Genomic DNA, 19510 nt, shown 5'->3' with positions numbered 1-19510 from the left:
GCGATTCTCCGTATCGGGGGGCGGAGAACCGGGAACTTGCGCGGCCGGCAGACGCGTACCGACACCACCGGAAACCACCCGGCAGACACGCGATACGACGAGGCAACAGCAGGAAACCACGCAACAACCTCTCGTCAGGGACACCCCGCCCCAAAATCAATGAAAAGGACACATTGAGGCAGGTCTCCTGGCTCTCGGCTCAACGCGTTTCACCCGCCTTCCCGGACGCATCCAGTGGCATGAGTTGGCGAAACGCTCGCCGATTACAGTTGCGGGGGCAGCCCCGGAATTCAGGTCAAAGACCTGGCACCGGATTCCCTTTCAATCCCCTTGCGGGGAACCTTCAATGGCTCGGAGTTTATGCGGACCGGCTAGCAACGGTCAACAAGCGATCACTACATGCAGTAAAAATATTACGCTCAACGACTATATGTAGTGAAAAATCACTTCGGCCACAAGATCATCTGCGTGCACCGAAACAGCGCCAGCTTGCGCCCGCTGGCCTCGTCGGTGACAACGGCATCCCATACCTGAGTCGTACGCCCAAGGTGCTGTGCCGTGGCAACGCAGGCGACGACGCCCTCGGTGACGGTACCGAGATGATTGCTCTTCAGTTCGATTGTCGTGAATGACTGCGCCCCCGCCGGCAGGTGGGCGATCGTCGCGTAGCCGCAACTGGTATCTGCCAGCGCGACAATACTGGCCGCGTGCAGAAAATCATTCGGTGCGATATGCAGCTTGCGGACAGGCATCCGGCTTAGCAAGCGGTTCTCACTCAATTCGGTCACTTCGATGCCCAGATAGCCTGGCAGGTATTCCTGTCCACGTTCATTGAGGGCATCAATCCTGATTTCCTGACGTAACTTGCTCATCTTTTTTGTCTCCATTGGGTCGTGTGTTTCATGCGGCCTGCACTACCGGGCGAACCACCGGTGCCTCGCGGATCGGCAGGTTGATCAGCGCAGCGGCAGCCGCCAGCAGCATGTCGGCATACCACATCCAGCCAAAATCGCCGAATTGCGAGATCGTCACCCCACCCAGCCAGGCGCCAAGGAAGCCACCGATCTGGTGCGACAGCAGCGTCAAGCCGAATAGCGTACCGAGATAGCGGGTACCGAAGAGTTTGCTGACGATGGCAGCCGTCGGCGGCACTGTCGCCAGCCATGTGAAGCCAAGGCCAGCGGCGAACAGGTAAAAGGTCATGTCGGTGCGCGGTGCCATCAGGTAGAGCGCGATCAGCACTGCGCGCGAGCCGTACATCATCGCCAGAACGTACTTGCTGCGGTATTTGGCGATACAGGCACCGGCATAGAGGCTGCCGAAAATGTTGGTCAGACCGATGATCGCCAGCGACCAACTAGCCACCGATGGCGGCAGCCCGCACAGGTTGACCTCGCCGGGCAGGTGGGTAACGAGAAAAGCGATATGAAAGCCACAGGTAAAAAACCCTGCATGCAACAACAAATAGCTTCGGTCCTTCATCGCCGTGACGACAGCATGACGCAAACCATTGTCACCCTCGACCTGCGGGTGCGGCGCAGCAGCCTTGCCGGTCAGCTTGAAGACCAGAGGCAGCGTCGCCAGCGATATGATCGCCATCGTCCACAAACTGCCTACCCAGCCGACAGTCTGGATCAGCTTTTGCGTGATCGGCGCAAAAATGAACTGGCCAAAGGAACCACCTGCATTGATCACGCCCGATGCGGTGCCACGCGACTCGATCGGCAAACGCTGGGCCGCCGCACCAATCAACACCGAAAAACTGCCGGCACCGGACCCCATCGAAGCCAGTAAACCAAAGGTCAGTGCCAAACCGAAAGCCCCTTGCACGAAAGGTGTCACCGCACAGCCCACGGCCAGGATCAGCAGACCCGCCGCCAGCACCGGACGCGGACCGTAACGATCGGCCACCGCGCCGGCAACCGGCTGGACAGCGCCCCAGGCAAACTGTCCGATGGCCAGTGCGAAACTGATGGAGGCCACGCCGAAGCCGGTTGAAGCATCCATCGGGGCGATGAGCAAACCGAAGGACTGGCGCGTCCCCATGGTCACCATCAGGATGCCGGCAGCGGCAAGCGTCACCAGTAGCACGTCGGGGCGTTGCAACGATCTGAACATCTCATTCTCCTTGTTACGCCGGATTATTTCTGGCGTGAGCGCCACATGACAACTGATATTATTTACGCAATGAAATAGATTTTCTTCATCATGAACCAGCACCCACCACTCAATTCACTGATCGCTTTCGATGCGGCCATGCGCACGAACAGCTTCGCCCTGGCGGCCAAGGCCCTGTACGTGACCCCCGGCGCGATCGGCCAGCAGATTCGCAATCTGGAAGCATGGCTTGGCGTTGCGCTGTTCATCCGACGCATCCGTCAGGTACAGCCGACACCCGAGGCCTTGACTTACTGGAAGCGCATTCAGCCAGCCTTGACCCAGATCCGCGATGCCAGCAACAGCTTGCGTCACAGCCGGCGTGTCGGTGTCTGGCTGTCGATGCCACCAACCTTTGCCGCCAAATGGTTCACCCGGCACATGGCGGATTTCCTCACGCGCCACCCGGATACCGAACTGCATCTCAACTCGTCGACGGCGCTGGTCGACTTCGAACATGAACAGGTAGACCTGGCCATCCGCCATTTTGACGGCAGGGCCCCGGAGCTTGATACCACCCTGCTTTTTCCGGACGACGCCCGCGTCTATTGCAGCCCCGGCTACGCGCAGCGCCTGTGCCTGGAACGACCGGAAGACATCTGCCACGGCACATTGCTCAATACGACCCTTCACCCGCACTGGACAAACTGGCTGAGCAACTTCGCCAACCTTGCCCCCGAACAGAGCAGGCTGATTCCAGCCATTCACTTCGACCAGGCGCTGCTGGCCATCGATGCCGCCTGTCACAATCAGGGACTGGTACTGAGCAGTCGCCTCCTCACCACCGAGGAAATCGCCGGCAACAGACTGATCGAACCCTTCCCCCTGCGCCTGCCACTCAACACCGGTTATTACCTCGTCCATCCAAAACGTTCGCAGCTACGTCCCGGCGCTGAAAATTTCAAAATCTGGCTGCTTGAACAATTTCGCGAAAACACTGCCCCGGATACAGCAACCGTAAGCCTTCCGCTATAATCCGCCGCGTTACAGGTGCCGCCGATGGGTTTTTCCACGGCGGTTAAACGGGAAAGCGGTGCATCCCCCACAGGGACCATTCCGCTGCTGCCCCCGCAACGGTAAGCAAGTGCGGGCGCGTCACTAGGCCACTGGGTTCATCCCGGGAAGGCGACGCGTCAAGACTTGCGAGCCCGGATACCGGCCTGCGACATCACACGAAAGTGCCACGGGGTGGTGGCGCCGGCTGTTGCAGCCTGTCCATTCCCCCTGCACTTTTTTCATCGCACACCGGCATGCGGGGACGCTGCCGGCAAGGGGAAAATCAATGCAAATCCGCCTCAAACCCGTGGCTGCCTTGCTGCTGCCGCTATTCGCCGGCAGCCTGCATGCCGAAGCCAGACTCGACACCATTGTCGTCACGGCCAGCCGTTTCGAATCGGCGCAACAGGAAAACCCAATCGCCGCGCAGATCATCACCGCCGACGAAATCCGCAACAGTTCGGCGACCAACGTTTCCGAGGTCCTCAACAAGCTCGGTGGCGTCCACAGCCGCATCAACTTCGTCGGCACGCCGGACTCGCCGCTCGACCTGCGCGGTTTCGGCATGACCGGCGAGCAGAACACGCTGGTCCTGGTCGACGGCCAGCGCATTTCCGAAAACGAACTGGCGACCGCCCGGCTCTCGGCCATTCCGCTCGACAGCATCGAGCGCATCGAAATTCTCCGCGGCGCCGGCGCCGTGCTCTACGGCAGCGGCGCCAGCGGTGGCACGATCAACATCATCACCCGGACGGCGATCAATGCACCGCTTTCCGGCAATGTGTCGACGCGCGTCGGCAGCCACGATCTGCGCGACATCCGCGGCGGCTTCCGCGCCGGCGGTGAAATGTGGGGCCTGCGCCTGAACACGCAGCGTTTCCGCACCGACAACTATCGCGACAACAACCGTTCGGAACTCGATACCGCCAGCGGCGAACTGCGTTTCGGCAACCGCAACGGCTTCGTCGCCCTCGGTTTCAATGTCGACGACCAGAAATCGCGCCTGCCGGGCGCCCGCACCGAAGCGCTGCTGCATAGCGACCGCCGCGGCGCAACGACACCCGACGATTACCTGAACAGCAAGAGTCAGCGCTTTTCCCTGCGGGGCGAAAAACGCCTCGGCGAGCTGACGCTGGCGCTGGATATCGGCCGCCGCGACAAGCGCGCCGACATGTACAACAATTCAGCCTGGGGCAGCACGCTGGCCAGGACCGATGTCGGCGTCACCACGGTGTCGCCGCGCCTGCTCTGGCAGACCGGCTTCGATCAGGTTGTCAACAGCCTGACCGTCGGTGCCGACTGGAGCCACTGGTCGTACGACAACGACACGGCGGCAACCGGTTTCATGAGCGCGCTGGACGAATCGGGCAAGCAGAAGAACCGCGCCTTCTACCTGCGCAACGACGTGCACCTCACCGCCACCGGCACCCGCATCAGCATCGGTGGCCGCAAGGAAAACGTCCGCCAGACCCAGCACGAACGGCTGGTGCCACGCGACGCTGCCGAGAAACACGCCCTGTCGGCCTACGAGCTGGCGTTGCAGCAGGAACTCGGCGCCGGCTTCTCGGCGTATGGCCGGCTCGGCCGCAGTTTCCGCGTCGCCAATATCGACGAGAACCGCTGCTGGAGCGCGCCCTGCCCGACACTGCTCAAGCCGCAGCGCTCGCACGACCGCGAAATCGGCGCCCGCTGGCAGGGCGGCAAGGCCAGCCTGGGGGTCAGCCTGTTCGAGATGGACATCGACGACGAGATCCACTACAACCACCTCAGCTTCTCGAACATCAACCTGTCGCCGACGCGCCATCGCGGCCTCGAACTGGAAGGCCGGCTGCTGATCGGCGACTCGCTCGACATCGCCGCCCGCTACACGCGCACCCAGGCGCGTTTCCGCCAGGGTATCTATGGCGGCGTCGATGTCAGCGGCAACGACGTGCCGCTGGTACCGAAGGATCGCGTCTCGCTGACTCTCGGCTGGCAGGTCTTCGCCGCCACCCGGATCGGCCTGAACCTCAGTTACACCGGCCGTCAGCGCTACGACAACGATCAGGCCAACCGCTTCCGCCAGATGCCGGCCTACACCGTCGCCGACATCAAGATCGCGCACGACCTCGGCGACTGGCGTCTGGCGCTCGGCGTGAACAACCTGTTCGACCGGAAGTTCTACTCCTACGGCATCGTCAACGGCACCTACACGTCGTTCAACGCCTATCCCGAGGATCGCCGCAACGCCTACGTCAGCGCCGAATACCGGTTCTGACCGGTGCCGGGAAAGCCGCCCCGGCGAGGGCGGCGATTTCGGCTACTTTCTTGCGGTCGACCGCAGCAGTCATGAGAAAATGCCGTGCATGACTGCCCTCGCCTTTGTCGACCTCGAAACCACCGGCGCCACCGCCACCAGCGACCGCATCACCGAAATCGGCATCGTCGAAGTCGATGCCGACGGCACCGTGCGCGAGTGGCAGCAACTGGTCAATCCGGGCACGCGCATCTCGCCCTTCATCGAAAACCTGACCGGCATCAGCAATGCCATGGTCGCCGATGCACCGCCGTTTGCCGAAGTCGCCGAAGAAGTCCTGCGCCGCTTGCGCGGGCGGCTGTTCATCGCCCACAACGCGCGTTTCGACTACGGTTTCCTGAAGAACGAATTCAAGCGCACCGGCGTCGATTTCCGCGCCCCGGTGCTGTGCACCGTCAAGCTGTCGCGCACGCTCTACCCGGAGTTCAAGCGCCACAGCCTGGACAGCCTGATCGAGCGCCACAGCCTGATCGCCAATGGCCGCCACCGGGCGCTGGCCGATGCGCAACTGATCCACCAATTCTGGCAAAAAATCCACGTCGACCGCAGCAGCGCCGACATCGACGCCGCGCTGAAGACGCTCAACACCCACCCCAGCCTGCCGCCGCACCTCGACGCATCGATCATCGACGAGTTGCCGGAAACACCCGGCGTTTATCTCTTCTACGGCGAAGCCAGCGAGCACGGCGACCTGCCGCTGTACATCGGCAAGGGCAAGAACATCCGCAGCCGGGTCCTGTCGCATTTTTCCGCCGACCATCGTTCGGCGCGCGAGATGACGCTGGCGCAACAGACCCGGCGCATCGACTGGATCGAGACCGCCGGCGAGATCGGCGCGCTGCTGCGCGAAGCGGCGCTGGTCAAGACCATGCAGCCGACGCAGAACCGCCAGTTGCGGCGCAACGACGAGGTATGCACGTGGACGCTGGTCGACGCCGGCGACGGCTGGCTGCGCCCGGGACTCAGCCTGGCCGGCGAGATCGGTTTCGGCATCGACAGCGCCTGCTACGGGCTGTTCAAGAACGCCCGCGAAGCGACCCAGACTTTGCGCAAGCTGGTCGAAGCGCACCAGCTATGCGACATCCTCAGCGGGCTCGACCGCCAGGTCGGCGACAAGCCCTGTTTCGGCCACCAGACGCGGCGCTGCAAGGGCGGCTGTGTCGGCAAGGAGCCGCTGGCCAAACACAGCATGCGGCTGCTCGGTGCGATGGTGACGCTGAAACTCGCCAGCTGGCCCTTCCCCGGCCCGGCCGTCATCCGCGAAGGCGACGAAGCCCACTTGATCGACGCCTGGCGCTACCTCGGCACGGCCCGCAGCGACGACGAACTGCACGCCCTGCTCGACACGCAGCGCCCGCCCTTCGACCGCGACACCTACAAGATATTGTGCAAGCACATCGGCAGCATGCGGCCCGTCAGCGGCTAGGCCGGCAGCTTCGGCATCCGCGACGGCTGGTGAATTGCGACATAATGCGACCCATCCATTCACCGTCCTCTCAACGCTTGCATTCATGCCGGGCCTTTTCCGCACCTTCCTGTTCCTGCTGGCACTGATCCTGCCGCTCACCGGCCTGGCAGCCACCGGACAGGCCGTGCCGCTCGCCGTGCTGATCGACGCAAACGGTCAGGAAAGCATCGACAGTATCAGCAGCCCGGCACGCATCAATGATTTTCGCGATCTTCGCCATGGTTTTTCGGGGGGCTATACACGCAAGGTGCACTGGTTCCGCTTCACGCTGCAGGCACCTGCCGCTGACGATGGCAGTTCAGGACCGCTGGTATCCTGGCTTGAAATCCACCCCTCCTACCTCGACGATATCCGGCTTTATCAACCGGACCCGCATCGCCCCGGGCAGTTCACCGAACAACGCGCCGGCGACACCTTGCCATTCTCGAGCCGGGAAATTCCTTATCGCAGCTTTGTACTACCGGTGGAATTTCCCGACCAGCAGCCCCTGACCCTGTACCTGCGCCTGGAAACCAGCAGCAGCTCCCTGCTAATTCTTCGCCAGTGGAGCCCGGCGGATTTTCATGCCTCCGAAGCAGGCGAGTACGGACTGCTGGGGATCTATTACGGTGTAGTGCTGACGATTTTCATCATCAATCTCTGGCAGGGACTGTGGCGCTCCATCCCCTTGCACCGCGCCTATCTCTTCTACGTCGGCAGCGGCCTGCTGCTGGTCTTCAGCCTGAACGGCTTCGCGGCGCAATACCTGCTCCCCGAGCATCCATGGCTGAGCAATCTCGGCCCGTCACTGGGCACACTGCTGACCGGCGTCTCGGGTGCCTTGTTCTACCGCCTGGTTCTTGACATCGACCAGCGGACGCCGCTACTCAACCTGATCTATCGCAGCGTCCAGTGGTTTTCCATAATCTGTCTGCCAACACCGTTTTTCGACCTGTACACGGAAATCGCAACACCGCTGGTCTATGGCCTGTTGCTGATCTCGGTCACCGGCATGTTCCGCAGCGTGCAGCTCTGGCATCGCGGACTGCCGGGCGGCTACTTGCTGATCACCGCCCACACCACAGTCCTGCTCGGCTCGCTGTCGGTCACATTGACCCTGCTCGGCATCCTGCCCGGCGACTTCTGGATGATCAACGGATTCCAGATCGGCTCGCTATTCACCATCCTGTCCCTGGCACTGGTTCTGGTGCAGCGGGTCCGCGCCATCGATCAGGAAAACCGGCTGTCCCGCGAGCGTATCCAGCTGGCGGAAATGCGCGGCGCACAGGAACGCCTGGCCCGGCGCGAGCAGAGCCGTTTCATCGCCACGCTGTCCCACGAGGTCCGGACACCGCTGGCGATCATCGACGGTGCCGCACAGTCGCTTGGCTATCTGCTGAACAGTAACGACCCCAACGTGCTGCGCCGGCTGGAACGCATCCGGCGTGGCGTCTCGCGCATGGGGGCACTTACCGAACAGTTCCTGGACAAGGACCGGGTAGACGACGAAACGCTGACCATCCGCCCGGTACCGATGGACGCAAGCATTCTGTGCCAGGAAACCGTTGCCCAACTGGATGCCGAACACCGGATACTGACCCGGATCCACGGCACCACCCGCCTGCAGGCTGACCCGCTGCTGCTGCAGGTTGCCTTGCGCAACCTGCTGAACAACGCCTTGAAATATGCACCACCGGCAAGCCATGTTCATCTTGAACTGGAAGGCGACGACACTCTGCTGCGCTTCACGGTTCGCAACCAGGGGCCGGCCATCCCGCCCGCGATGCGGGATGCGATTTTTGACAGTTATGTCCGTGGACCGCAGGATGACAGTGTTCCCGGCGCAGGACTGGGGCTGTATCTGGTTCGCCGCATCGCTGAACTGCATGGCGGCAGCGTCCGCCTTGAAACGGGAGAGGATGACGAAATCGCGTTCACTCTGGAAATCCCCGTCCCTCCCCGGGAGCCCGAGCAATGATCCGGATTGCCGTCGTGGAAGACAATCAGGATCTGCTGGATGAAGACGGCTTGAGCATCGCTGCGCGCTTGCGCCAGCGCCATCCCAACCTGGGCATCGTGATGCTGACTGCCCAGATCACACTGAACGACCGCATCACTGGTCACCGCCAGGGTGCCGACAACTACCTGTGCAAACCCGTCGCCATGGAAGAGCTGATTGCCGTCATCGAGGCCAGGACACGCGGCCCGCTGCCGGAGATGGCGCCCTCCCGGTATTGGCAGTTCGACACCAGCCAGCTTTGCCTCAATACCTCGGACAACCAGTCGATCACCCTGACCAGCGCTGAGGCCGTGCTGATCAGGCGGCTGGCGAGCAGCAGCGGCCAGCAGGCGCACCGGGCGGATATTGTGGAAGCGCTCGGCTCCGGATCATCGCCCGCTTCGCCGGGATAAATGCACCGTTTTTTCCTTCTGTCAGAACGCCAGCGATCAACTGGATAGCACGCCCGCGGCTGTTTCCGGTAAGGTATCCACCTCACCCGAAAAACGGAATTCGAATGCGCCTGCAAGCAGTGATCCTGTGCATCACCTGTCTGACAGGATTGCCATCCGTTGCCCGCGCACTCGACAGCGCGGTACCTGCCATCGATTTCAGCGCCGAGGAGCGCGCCTACATCGATCAGAAGCGTGCCATCACGATGTGCGTCGATCCCGACTGGGAACCCTTCGAGCGTATTGACGAAAACGGGCAGCACGAAGGAATAGCCGCCGACCTGGTACAACGGGTCGCACAACGCACTGGCCTGAAAATCGAACTTCTGCCCACCCGCACCTGGGACGAGAGCATCACCGCCTCCAAAGCCGGACGCTGCCAGATCATGAGTTTCCTCAACAAGACGCCGGCACGCGATCAATGGCTGAGCTTCACCGACCCGATCTTTCTCGACCCGAACATCATCATTGCCCGCGAGGAACACCCCTACATCGGCGATATCCGCGGACTGAGCAATGAAAGCATCGCATTGCCCCGAGGCACGATGGTCGAGGAACACGTACGCCGGGACTATCCCAACCTGCGGATCATCCTCACCAACAACGAACCGGAAGCCGTCGCCCTCGTTTCCGAGCGCAAGGCCGACCTGACCGTCCGTTCGCTGATCGTTGCCGCCTACGCCATCCGCAAGGAAGGCCTGTTCAATCTCAAGATCGCCGGCCAGGTACCGGAGTTGAGCAACCAGCTGCGCATCGGCATCATCAGCTCCGAGCCAGTCCTGCGCGACATCCTGGACAAGGGGGTAAAAACGCTCACGGCACAGGACAGGGAAATGATCGCCAACCGCCATGTACCGATCACCATACAACAGGGTTTTGATTACGGACTGCTCTGGAAACTGGTGATCGCCACCCTGATCGCAGCACTGTTTGCTGGCTACTGGATGCGCAAGCTCAGCCTGCTCAACCGGGAACTGGAACGTCTCTCCGTTACCGACAAGCTCACGGGGATATTCAACCGCCTGAAAATCGACGAAGTGCTGGAAAGCGAAATCCAGCGCTCGCAGCGTTACGTTCATCCGTTCAGCATCATCCTGCTCGACATCGACCACTTCAAGCGCGTGAACGACACCCATGGACACCAGGCCGGCGACCGTATCCTCGTCGAAATCGCCGCACTGCTGCAAACCAGCAGCCGTGAAACCGACATCGTCGGCCGCTGGGGCGGCGAGGAATTCATGATCATCTGCCCGCACACCGACGAATCCGGCGCCCGCAGCCTTGCCGAAAACCTGCGCAAGGCAATCGAAGGCCATGATTTCACGACTATCGGCCGGCAGAGCGCCAGCTTCGGCATCGCCACCTACCGTACCGGCGACCATCCCAACGATCTTGTCGCCCGTGCCGACCGGGCGCTCTACAGCGCCAAGAATGCTGGCCGCAACCGGGTTGTAGGTGAATAAAAACGGGCAATTCCTGAGAATTGCCCGTTTCAGTGCTTATCCATTCACCGAATTCCACCGCCAGGAAAAACCTTCCGGGAAATTCGACAGGTGGAAGAACTGCAGTCATTCACCCCAGTTCGAATATTTCTCGCAAATCTTGTTGATCTCCTTGCCCTTCTTGCTCTCGGCAAACTTGGCCAGATCACCGGAAAACTCTTCCGGGGTTTCATTCCATACGCATTCGCAGAAAGCCTGGGCTTTGGTCTGTCCGGCTATCGGGCTTTTTGCCTCCCCGCCTTCGTAGTTTTTATTCGAGCTGGCAATACACTTTTTATACTGCTTGTCATCCTTCGGAACATCGTTGTAATCGCCCTTGGCATGAGAAACACCGATCGAGGCAGAAAAGGCCAGGGCAATAACGGATATAACAATTGATTTTTTCATAAAATATCCAAAATGATTTTCAAGCAATCAGGAAACTTCTACCCCCGGCGAAAAATCCACCGCACTGCACCAGCAACAACAACTGCAAAATCAAATATCGGTTTTCCCGGAACTTCCCATGGCCAGACGCAGCGCGCTGACCTCTTCGCGCAGGTTCTTCAACTCGGCAACAATGCTCGCCGACTCGTCATGCGCGACAGCACGCAACTCGTCATTCACTTCCTGCTTTTCCTCATCGTGAAGCGACTGCATCGCATTGACGATCACGGCAATGAACAGGTTCAGCATGGTGAAGGTGGCAATCAGGATGAAAGGCACGAAGTACAACCATGCCAGCGGGAATTTCTCCATCACCGGCCGAACGATACCCATCGACCAGCTTTCCAGGGTCATGACCTGGAACAGCGTGTAAAACGAAGCGCCAATCGTTCCGAACCACTCGGGAAAATCGGCCCCGAACATCTTCGTCGAAATGACTGCAGCAACGTAGAACAGCAGCGCCTGCAACCCCGCAATCATGCCCAGTCCGGGCAATGACGAAAGCAGCGCGGAAACGATCATTTTCAGGCGTGGAACAACGGTAATCAGCCGCAACACGCGCAGCACACGCAAGGAGCGCAGCACCGCCAGGCCCGGACTGGTCGGCGCCAGGGCGATGGCAACTACCGCGAGATCGAAGAGACTCCAGCCATCACGAAAGAACGATCCGCGCCGGTAGGCAATCCTGACAACCAGTTCGGCGACAAAAACGCTCAGGATGCAACCATCGATCAAGCCCAGAATGGCACCATAGGTGGCCACGATGGACGGCGAAGTATCCAGGCCAAGCGTAATTGCGTTGATGATGATCAGGATCATGATGAACTTTTGTACCGGGCCACTCTCGACCCAGGTACCCGCCCGCTCAACCATGCCGGGTGATTGTTCGCTTGCTGAACTCACTTGAATTTCCTTGATGAATAATGAAAAAAAGGAATCCGGCCAGAGAATGCCATACTCATTCAAGCGCGGAGCATCCGGAGTGTAACCGAGAAGATCAAGTTATTTGATCAAAATCAAAACAAATAAAAACCCGGAAATAATTATTTTAAACACATACAACAAAAGCATATTTTCGAAATCAGACAAGCCAAATTCGCATATTAAAACCCCCCGTAGAAACGCAAAAAGCCCACTTCGAAAAGTGGGCTTTTTGCTTGAATCTATGGCTCGCCAACTCATACACTTCAGAGAACTGGCGCCTTGCCTTTATTTTCTGACAAAAATGAGCAATGCGGCCACAATTATAAATTTCGTGCTTACCGTACAAAATTTATAAAAATTAACCGTTACTTTTCCGTCTTCGGCAATTTTCCAGACTTAGGATTTTTCTCAGGAATAGTAGAAGACAAATTTGTCATTTGCTGAGAAGCCTCCTCGTCTAATTGAAACCGGTTAAGTATGCCGAGTAGTTTTTTCCTCTCGCGTGGACTTATATCTTCCAATAGTTGAGGCTCTGAGTTTTTTGCTGCAGTCAAAATTAGGTTCGCATACTCAACTGCCCGAATTGTCGGCATCGTTAAAAGGTGCGAAGCTTTTCTTTGCTCTTTACGATCACCATTTCCCGGGTATGCAATTGTGTGAAATAGTGTTTTAGTAATTGGATAACCGAGAAACATTTGGCTAATTCCGTCAACATAGTACTCGGGTGATGTTAATCTGCCGTTTAATTGAAATTTTTCAGCAACTAAAATATCATAGTTTGTGCTGTTATCCATATTATTCATCCAAATATTTGAATTCAAAAACCGGCGTTTCGGTTAACACAGTGCAAGCATCTAGCGCCATCACAACATCTAACGAATTGTTAATGCTCGAAAAATCAACCTCTGTATAACAGTTAGCCCCCCTATTGCCAATCAACGCTTTGCAGTAGAAAGAATCTTCCCGTTCATCGAAAAATTCAATAGAAGATATTTCCTCAGCATAAGGTGCTGCTTCAAAATTTTCTGGGGAAGTATCCCAGACAGAAGGCACAAACTTAGAAAACGGAAGGTAACGAACAAATAGAGCAACATCAAACACCTTGCTAACCGATAAAAGCGAGCGGATGCTATACCGACCGTACGATGGATCTTCTAATCTAGAAACAGTTGTTTGAGTTGTTCCTAGTTTTTTGGCAAAATCTTTCTGAGACCAGCCGCGTTGCTGACGAATAATTCGTATTTGATGAGCTAGTCCATTAACCAGTTCTGCTTCGACATAAGCCTCTCGTACGCTTGCGTCATGAATATCATGGAAAGTGCTTTCCATTAATTTTGAGAGGCACACTACTGGCTTGACCTCTCTCAACTTGGCCTCGTCTTTTTTCAGCGGTTTCGATAGCTTCACTTGGGTCATAAATATCTTGCTTATGGGTAGCCCACAAAAGAATAGTAAACTCTTTTAAACCAAGCCCAAAAAAACCGAGGGGCCGGTGCTGTACGTTGTTTGCCTCAAATCGAATTTCATATATATCTTTAACGCCCTTCAGTTTCCTAGCATGCGGCTTCTTCCAGTCGATCTTTGGAGTGTTAGCTAAATATCGCAACCTAGTTTTCAAATTAATTATCGCTATAGCACTCTGACAGTCGACCTCTTTCTGGGCGCTTCGTTCCGTTGGCGACACGTAGACTCTGAAAGCCCACCCAAGTGTATCGCAATTTTGCGATACATTGGGGTTCATTGCAGCAGGTACTGATTTAGGACTTCGTTTGCTCAAACTAACCCCCTCCCCACCCAAGTAACACGGGGGGCTATGGATACATTGAAAACCGCAGTCTATGACACTGCCTTCTTTGACACAATCAAAACGACATATCGACTAGGCATCAACGCCGTGCGCAGCACGGCAGCGGAGCGACGCGCTCCGCACGGCGTTGATGCCGACCAGAATCGTTTGACATGGCAAAAAGCAGAGCGTACATTGCGCGAATGTTTAACAACATTTGATCGGTGTTCTCATGAAAGCATCCAACCTTCACGACGCATGGGCATCGCCTGACAACACGCGCCTAACACCCAAGCAGTTCTCCTTTCGGTTGCCTATCCACGTCGCTGCAAAGATTGCTGCGTTGTGCGAGATGTACCCGCAAAAAAGCCGTACCCAGATCATTGCCGACCTTCTCACTTCAGCTCTTGATGAACTGGAGCAAAATCTCCCAGAAGCGATTGGTCATCCTCTGCCACCAGAGGAAGAACACCACGAACGCTTCGTGGCTGAACACCTGGGCGAAGCGTACGAACCACTTTTTTATCTGGGCGGCCCTCGCGGCACTTTTCGTTCGCTGGCCAACAAACATTTCTTTGAACTAGAGGGAGAGCTTGGCAACGAAAAGCCTGAACCTTTATTCAAAGACCAGTATGTGACCGAACAACAATTCAAGAAGTGAAGCGATGAACGTTCAATTCCTTCTTTTCGGCCACGACACCATCGAGTGCGCGTATTACCTCGCGGCACTGTCCGATTGCTCGCTCGACTTCACCCGTCTGACCGTTGAAAAGGAATCCCTGCGCCTTGCCAAGATTCGCCATCCCAAGGCAATCAAGCTGGGTTCGGAAACCTTCCTGCTGGCGTCCCACGGTACCGGCAGCGGTTATCCCTTCCTGATTGAGAACGATGCCTTCAGTATCCAGTTCGGCGAATTCAACAAACCGAATTTCTTTGTCACCTACCGCAGCTTCGCACTGTGGCAATACGGGGCATCGGCACTGCATCGGCGCTTTCTCGATTGGGCGGCATCAGTTGGCTATACGACTTTCATGCCGGAACACCTGTCACGGGTTGATTTCACGTTCGACTATCAAATCCCGGCCATCGATTTCAACGAAGACAACTTCGTCAGCGCGACGACCAAGGACAAGCAGTTCCGCAAAAACCGGAAGGTGCAGACGTTCGGATTCGGCGAAGGTGATGTCGTCTTGCGGGTCTATAACAAGGTCGATGAGATTCAGGAGAAGAGCGCTAAAACGTGGTTCTTCGATCTCTGGCAGTGTTCAGAAAACGTCTGGCGCATTGAATGGCAGATTCGCAAGGCGTGGCTGCGTACCTTCGGCATTCAGACCTTTGCCGACCTGGAAGAACGCCAGGGCGATTTGCTGCGGGTACTGGTCCATGACCATACAACCCTGCGCATTCAAACTGACGATAGCAACCGTTCGCGCTGGCCAGTGCATCCGGTGTGGGCAGACTTGCAGGAACGGGTTCGCCAAATGGCTGGTCTCGGTGTCGTTCGGGAACTGGATACGCTCGCGCTATTGGAAGAGCGTGAAACCCGGATGGCGATCAGCGTCTATGGCTACCTGAAACGCCTTGGCGCCATTCACGGTATCAAACGCAAGACGCCCGAAATCGGCTTCGATGAAAGTTTCGCACTGCTGCGCAAAAAACTGGATCGGATTCACGACGATCTGACCTGGGAAACCGATGTGCGGCGGCGCTATGACGAAATGAGGCTTGGGCAATGGTGAATCCACTGACCGAGGCCATCATGCGTCTTTTGATGCAGCGGGTTAGCCGCATCCTCGACACGGCGGCGGTTGGTATGCCGTCGCCTCATCAGCATCAAGCCTACAGAAAAGTTGTTCTCGATGAATTTGGAAACCAGAGCTTCCTACCGGAATTGGAGGCGCTGGTGCAGCAACACGGCATGGACAGGAACGGGCGGGCCAAGACCGCAGGAAAGGGGGTGCCACGATGAGTGAGCAAACAATCCACGATCCACCTGATTCTGCCTGATGCGCTTGTGCCGTCAGTACCCAGTGAAGCCGAAATCGAATTGATTGCCTCAATGCTCGGCGAACTGCTGGTGTTGGTGCTGCGGCTGGACGATAGCGAGGACGATTGAGCAAACAAAGTGCCGCATTCGGCATGCAGACCAATTCAGGTAATCAGCATGGCCTGTCAAGGATGGTGTAACCACCGCAAGGCTGCCTTGACAGGCCATGATGATTGCCTATAACCCCTGCATGTCGTATGCGGCGGGGTATATACGGAGGACGATATGGCAGTTGCTCTTTATGCACGGGTTTCAACGGTCAAACAGGCTGACAAGGACTTGTCGATTCCTGACCAGCTGCGGCAGATGCAGGAATGGTGCAAGGGCCATGGCTATCTGATTGGTGAGACGTATATCGAGGCTGGTGCATCGGCCACCGATGACCGGCGCCCGGTGTTTCAGGAAATGATTGCCGAAGCGACCAAAACTCCGGCGCCCTTTGAAGCGATCATCGTTCATAGCTTGTCGCGCTTCTTCCGGGACTCGCTGGAATTCGCCTTGTATGAACGCAAATTAAAACGTGCCGGGGTGAAGCTGGTTTCGATCACGCAGCAGACCAGCGACGATCCTTCCGGCGAGATGGCCCGTAAAATCTTCTCGATCTTCGATGAGTACCAGAGCAAGGAAAACGGCAAGCACACGTTGCGGGCGATGAAAGAAAACGCCCGGCAAGGCTTCTGGAATGGTTCGCGCCCGCCCTTTGGTTACAAGACCATTGAAGCGGAGAAGCTGGGCAACAAGGGCAAGCGCAAGCAGCAACTGGCGATTGACCCGGCTGAGTCCGCAGTCGTGCGGCAAATCTTCGATCTGTATCTGAACGGCAAGGGTCATGGCCCGATGGGCACCAAGCAGATCGCCAGCTATCTGAACGAGGCTGGCCGGAAGCATCGCAATGCTTCATGGACACGTTCGCGGGTCCATGAAGTGCTGTCGAACGCTACCTATGTTGGCGACTACTACTTCAACCGGATGGAGAACAAATCCCGCCGGTTGAAACCGGAATCGGAGTGGATTCTGCTGAAAGTCGATCCGATCATCGATGTGCAGACCTTTCAGGAAGTGAAAGGCCGCAAGGCTTCCCGTGCCTTCGATCAGGTGCCGTCCAGAACGCTGACCAGCGAAACGCTGCTGACCGGGATGATCAAGTGCGGTTGCTGCGGTGCGGGCATGACCACGGCCACCGGCAAGGGTGGGCAATATCGTTACTACAAGTGCAACACGCGCATTGCCAAGCACATCCAGCAGTGCAGCAATCCAGCGGTGCCGATGGACAAGATGGATACCGCTGTACTCGATGCCCTGGCAGATAAGCTATTCACACCGGACCGGGTCAAACAGATTCTGGCGCGGCTGCAAACGCAGATCAAAGCCACGCAGGCAAAGGACGAACAGGGCGTGAAGGCGTTGCAGGTTGAACTGAGCGAGTTGCAACAGGCCAGCGAACGACTCTTTGAAGCTGTGGAAAAAGGCATCCTGCCGCTGGATGAACTACTCCAGCAGCGTAGCCGGCGACTGCAAACACGGCGCCAGGAGGTGCTGACCGAAATCGCCTCGCACAAACGCCGTGCCGACATGCCGGCCATTCGTCCGCGTCAGGTGGAACTGTTCTGCAAGGCACTGAAAGAGAAACTGCACGACCGCGACAGCGGCTTTGCCAAGGCGTATCTGCGTCAGATCATTGGCGAGATTCGTGTCACCGGCAACGAAGCCGTTGTCACGGGCAACAGTCTTGCACTGGCAATGGCTGTCGCAGATACAAAAAAGGGCACTTCTGTTGAAGTGCCCAAATCTGTATTCGGTTGGCTCCCCGACCTGGGCTCGAACCAGGGACCTACGGATTAACAGAATCAACAGTCAATCCATAAAATTATATAAATCAGCACCTTACAACACTCGCAAATGTGATTTGTAGCCAAAAAAAGCCCAGAGCAACCTGGACTTGATGGCTTGTAGCTACGATTCAGCTACGCTTGCTATTTCGCCTCGTCCCATCAACAACTCTTGCTTCAAAGAGCACAGAAGAGGAGAATCGATAATGCATTTTGGGTAAATCCTTTATCCATCACTGTGTGCTGCTGTAAATACCAGAAACTCTAGCCAGCTTGATCTTGTTCGGCAACTTCTAAACAGAGTAATTATGTCAAATATATACAGAACAGAAAACCGTATTGTATTTGAAGGTGAATTCACTATTCTTGATTTACACCGCCCCCTGGCTGCAATTCATCACGCGGTGCAAACTGATGGTTACCAAGATGTCGAGTTTGATTTTAGCAAATGCACAGCTGCGCTCCCCGCTCCTATGCTGGCCTTATGCGCACAAGTCGCTAGACTTCAATATGCACAGATAGGAACGCAGCTAGCCCTCCCAGATAATGACAAAATAAAAAGATTGTTTTTAAATTCAAACTGGGCAAACATTATTTCTCCAAAGCAATACGACATATCAAACTTTCGTGGTCACACACAAGTCCCGGCTACTCAGTACAAAACAACAGACGAGCAGTTTAAGGCTGTCAATAGAATTGCCAATGCCATTCTTGGCGCGATTCCTGATTTAGAGAGAAACGATTTTGCAGCTCTTGAATGGTCAATAAACGAGTTAACAGATAACGTTTTAGTTCATTCTCAGTCGCCTGTCGGTGGCTTTGTTCAGGTCTCGACATTTAAAAGTAAGGCCAAGCGCCTTCTATTCATGGTTGCCGACGCTGGAGTTGGGATTCCAACCTCGCTACGTGAGGGATTCAAAGATATTACATCTGATGCAGATGCATTGGATCGGGCAATCCGTGAGGGGGTCACTAGAGATAAGTCGTTAGGACAAGGCAATGGGTTATTTGGAAGCTATCAGATATGCAGTGGAAGCGGCGGAAAGTTCCAATTGGAATCTGGCTATGGAAAACTTTCTTATAACGAACGTAACGGCCTTCGGATAAATTCAGAAAAAATCCCCTATGAGGGCACATTGGTTGTTGCTGAAATCAATTTCTCTGTTCCACATTTACTGGAAGAAGCACTAAGATTTGGCGGAAAGAAATACTCGCCTTTGGATCATATTGAAAAATATTACGAACATCCTATTGAGGATTCAATTGTTTTTAGGGTGTCAGATGAAACAAATTCTTTTGGTAGCCGTATAGCTGGGACGCCGCTTCGGAAGAAGTTACTAAACCTGGCGAAGATGTGCCCCAACTATCCTGTTGTCATTGATTTTTCAGATGTCGCTCTCATTTCAAGTAGCTTCGCAGACGAGTTAATTGCAAAACTATTTGTTGAGGTTGGAGCCATATCATTTATGAGCCGTTTTAAATTTAGCGGAGTCTCTAGCACGGTTAAATCGCTAATTGATCGAGCAATCGCTCAGCGTGTGGCGGTTGGTACCACAGATTAATTTGAAACAGCCAAAACAGAGGAAGATTAATTAATAATCATATTTTGTGCGATTATGTATATCATTAATTTATCGTTTGATGTCTCA

General features: G+C 56.2%; 18 protein-coding genes and 2 riboswitches. Of the genes, 12 read left to right on the top strand and 6 right to left on the bottom strand.

Annotated elements, in window-relative coordinates:
• Positions 1–160 precede the first annotated feature (160 nt).
• A riboswitch (cobalamin riboswitch) is annotated at positions 161–361 on the bottom strand.
• A gap of 82 nt (positions 362–443) precedes the next feature.
• Entirely contained in the window at positions 444–872 is a 429-nt protein-coding gene (locus BJN45_RS05745; protein WP_076094111.1) for a PaaI family thioesterase, read from the bottom strand.
• Between the two features lie 28 nt (positions 873–900).
• Entirely contained in the window at positions 901–2118 is a 1218-nt protein-coding gene (locus tag BJN45_RS05740) for an MFS transporter (protein ID WP_076093023.1), read from the bottom strand.
• Positions 2119–2208: 90 nt separating this feature from the next.
• Between BJN45_RS05740 and BJN45_RS05735 the strand changes: the two genes are divergently transcribed.
• From BJN45_RS05735 to BJN45_RS05710, 6 genes are all read left to right on the top strand, one after another.
• A complete protein-coding gene (locus tag BJN45_RS05735) occupies positions 2209–3132 on the top strand; it encodes a LysR substrate-binding domain-containing protein (RefSeq protein ID WP_076093020.1) in 924 nt (307 codons plus the stop codon).
• Positions 3129–3335, top strand: a riboswitch (cobalamin riboswitch). Its footprint overlaps the gene before it by 4 nt.
• A 104-nt stretch (positions 3336–3439) precedes the next feature.
• Positions 3440–5410: a TonB-dependent receptor family protein gene (locus BJN45_RS05730; protein ID WP_076093018.1), complete on the top strand. Its 1971-nt coding sequence runs from the start codon at positions 3440–3442 to the stop codon at positions 5408–5410.
• 88 nt (positions 5411–5498) lie between these two features.
• On the top strand, positions 5499–6875 hold the full coding sequence (locus BJN45_RS05725) for a 3'-5' exonuclease family protein (RefSeq protein ID WP_076094109.1): 1377 nt from the start codon (positions 5499–5501) through the stop codon (positions 6873–6875).
• Positions 6876–6960: 85 nt separating this feature from the next.
• Positions 6961–8874, top strand: coding sequence for a sensor histidine kinase (locus BJN45_RS05720; protein ID WP_076093016.1), 1914 nt, complete (start codon positions 6961–6963; stop codon positions 8872–8874).
• The gene (locus BJN45_RS05715) at positions 8871–9308 is read left to right on the top strand and encodes a response regulator transcription factor (RefSeq protein WP_076093015.1); all 438 of its coding nucleotides are present in this window, start codon (positions 8871–8873) and stop codon (positions 9306–9308) included. Before BJN45_RS05720 ends, BJN45_RS05715 begins: the two co-directional genes overlap by 4 nt.
• A 104-nt stretch (positions 9309–9412) precedes the next feature.
• Positions 9413–10810, top strand: coding sequence for a diguanylate cyclase (locus BJN45_RS05710; protein WP_083650887.1), 1398 nt, complete (start codon positions 9413–9415; stop codon positions 10808–10810).
• A gap of 105 nt (positions 10811–10915) precedes the next feature.
• On the opposite strand, the gene BJN45_RS05705 is transcribed toward BJN45_RS05710, so the two are convergent.
• From BJN45_RS05705 to BJN45_RS05695, 4 genes are all read right to left on the bottom strand, one after another.
• Positions 10916–11236 carry a hypothetical protein gene (locus tag BJN45_RS05705; protein ID WP_076093013.1) on the bottom strand — a complete coding sequence of 107 codons (321 nt, stop codon included), beginning with the start codon at positions 11234–11236 and terminating at the stop codon, positions 10916–10918.
• 90 nt (positions 11237–11326) lie between these two features.
• Positions 11327–12178, bottom strand: coding sequence for an ion transporter (locus BJN45_RS05700; RefSeq protein ID WP_240494504.1), 852 nt, complete (start codon positions 12176–12178; stop codon positions 11327–11329).
• A 386-nt stretch (positions 12179–12564) separates the two neighbouring features.
• A complete protein-coding gene (locus BJN45_RS17610; protein WP_139326300.1) occupies positions 12565–12993 on the bottom strand; it encodes a hypothetical protein in 429 nt (142 codons plus the stop codon).
• A gap of 1 nt (position 12994) precedes the next feature.
• Positions 12995–13615: a helix-turn-helix domain-containing protein gene (locus BJN45_RS05695; protein ID WP_076093009.1), complete on the bottom strand. Its 621-nt coding sequence runs from the start codon at positions 13613–13615 to the stop codon at positions 12995–12997.
• Between the two features lie 602 nt (positions 13616–14217).
• On the opposite strand from BJN45_RS05695, the gene BJN45_RS17545 reads away from it, so the two are divergent.
• From BJN45_RS17545 to BJN45_RS05670, 6 genes are all read left to right on the top strand, one after another.
• The gene (locus BJN45_RS17545) at positions 14218–14646 is read left to right on the top strand and encodes a hypothetical protein (protein WP_076093007.1); all 429 of its coding nucleotides are present in this window, start codon (positions 14218–14220) and stop codon (positions 14644–14646) included.
• A 4-nt stretch (positions 14647–14650) separates the two neighbouring features.
• Positions 14651–15724, top strand: coding sequence for a hypothetical protein (locus BJN45_RS05685; protein WP_076093005.1), 1074 nt, complete (start codon positions 14651–14653; stop codon positions 15722–15724).
• The gene (locus BJN45_RS05680) at positions 15718–15954 is read left to right on the top strand and encodes a hypothetical protein (protein ID WP_076093003.1); all 237 of its coding nucleotides are present in this window, start codon (positions 15718–15720) and stop codon (positions 15952–15954) included. Before BJN45_RS05685 ends, BJN45_RS05680 begins: the two co-directional genes overlap by 7 nt.
• Positions 15955–16101, top strand: a complete 147-nt coding sequence (locus BJN45_RS17750; RefSeq protein ID WP_170873035.1) for a hypothetical protein — start codon at positions 15955–15957, stop codon at positions 16099–16101.
• Between the two features lie 156 nt (positions 16102–16257).
• A complete protein-coding gene (locus tag BJN45_RS05675; protein WP_076093001.1) occupies positions 16258–17874 on the top strand; it encodes a recombinase family protein in 1617 nt (538 codons plus the stop codon).
• 295 nt (positions 17875–18169) lie between these two features.
• Entirely contained in the window at positions 18170–19423 is a 1254-nt protein-coding gene (locus BJN45_RS05670; protein WP_076092999.1) for an STAS-like domain-containing protein, read from the top strand.
• Positions 19424–19510: the final 87 nt, after the last annotated feature.

The organism is Azonexus hydrophilus, from assembly GCF_001956855.1.
Taxonomy (GTDB): Bacteria; Pseudomonadota; Gammaproteobacteria; order Burkholderiales; family Rhodocyclaceae; genus Azonexus; species Azonexus hydrophilus_A.
The sequence above is the reverse complement of the archived record's forward strand: the minus strand, read 5'-3'. Positions and strand labels throughout refer to the sequence as shown.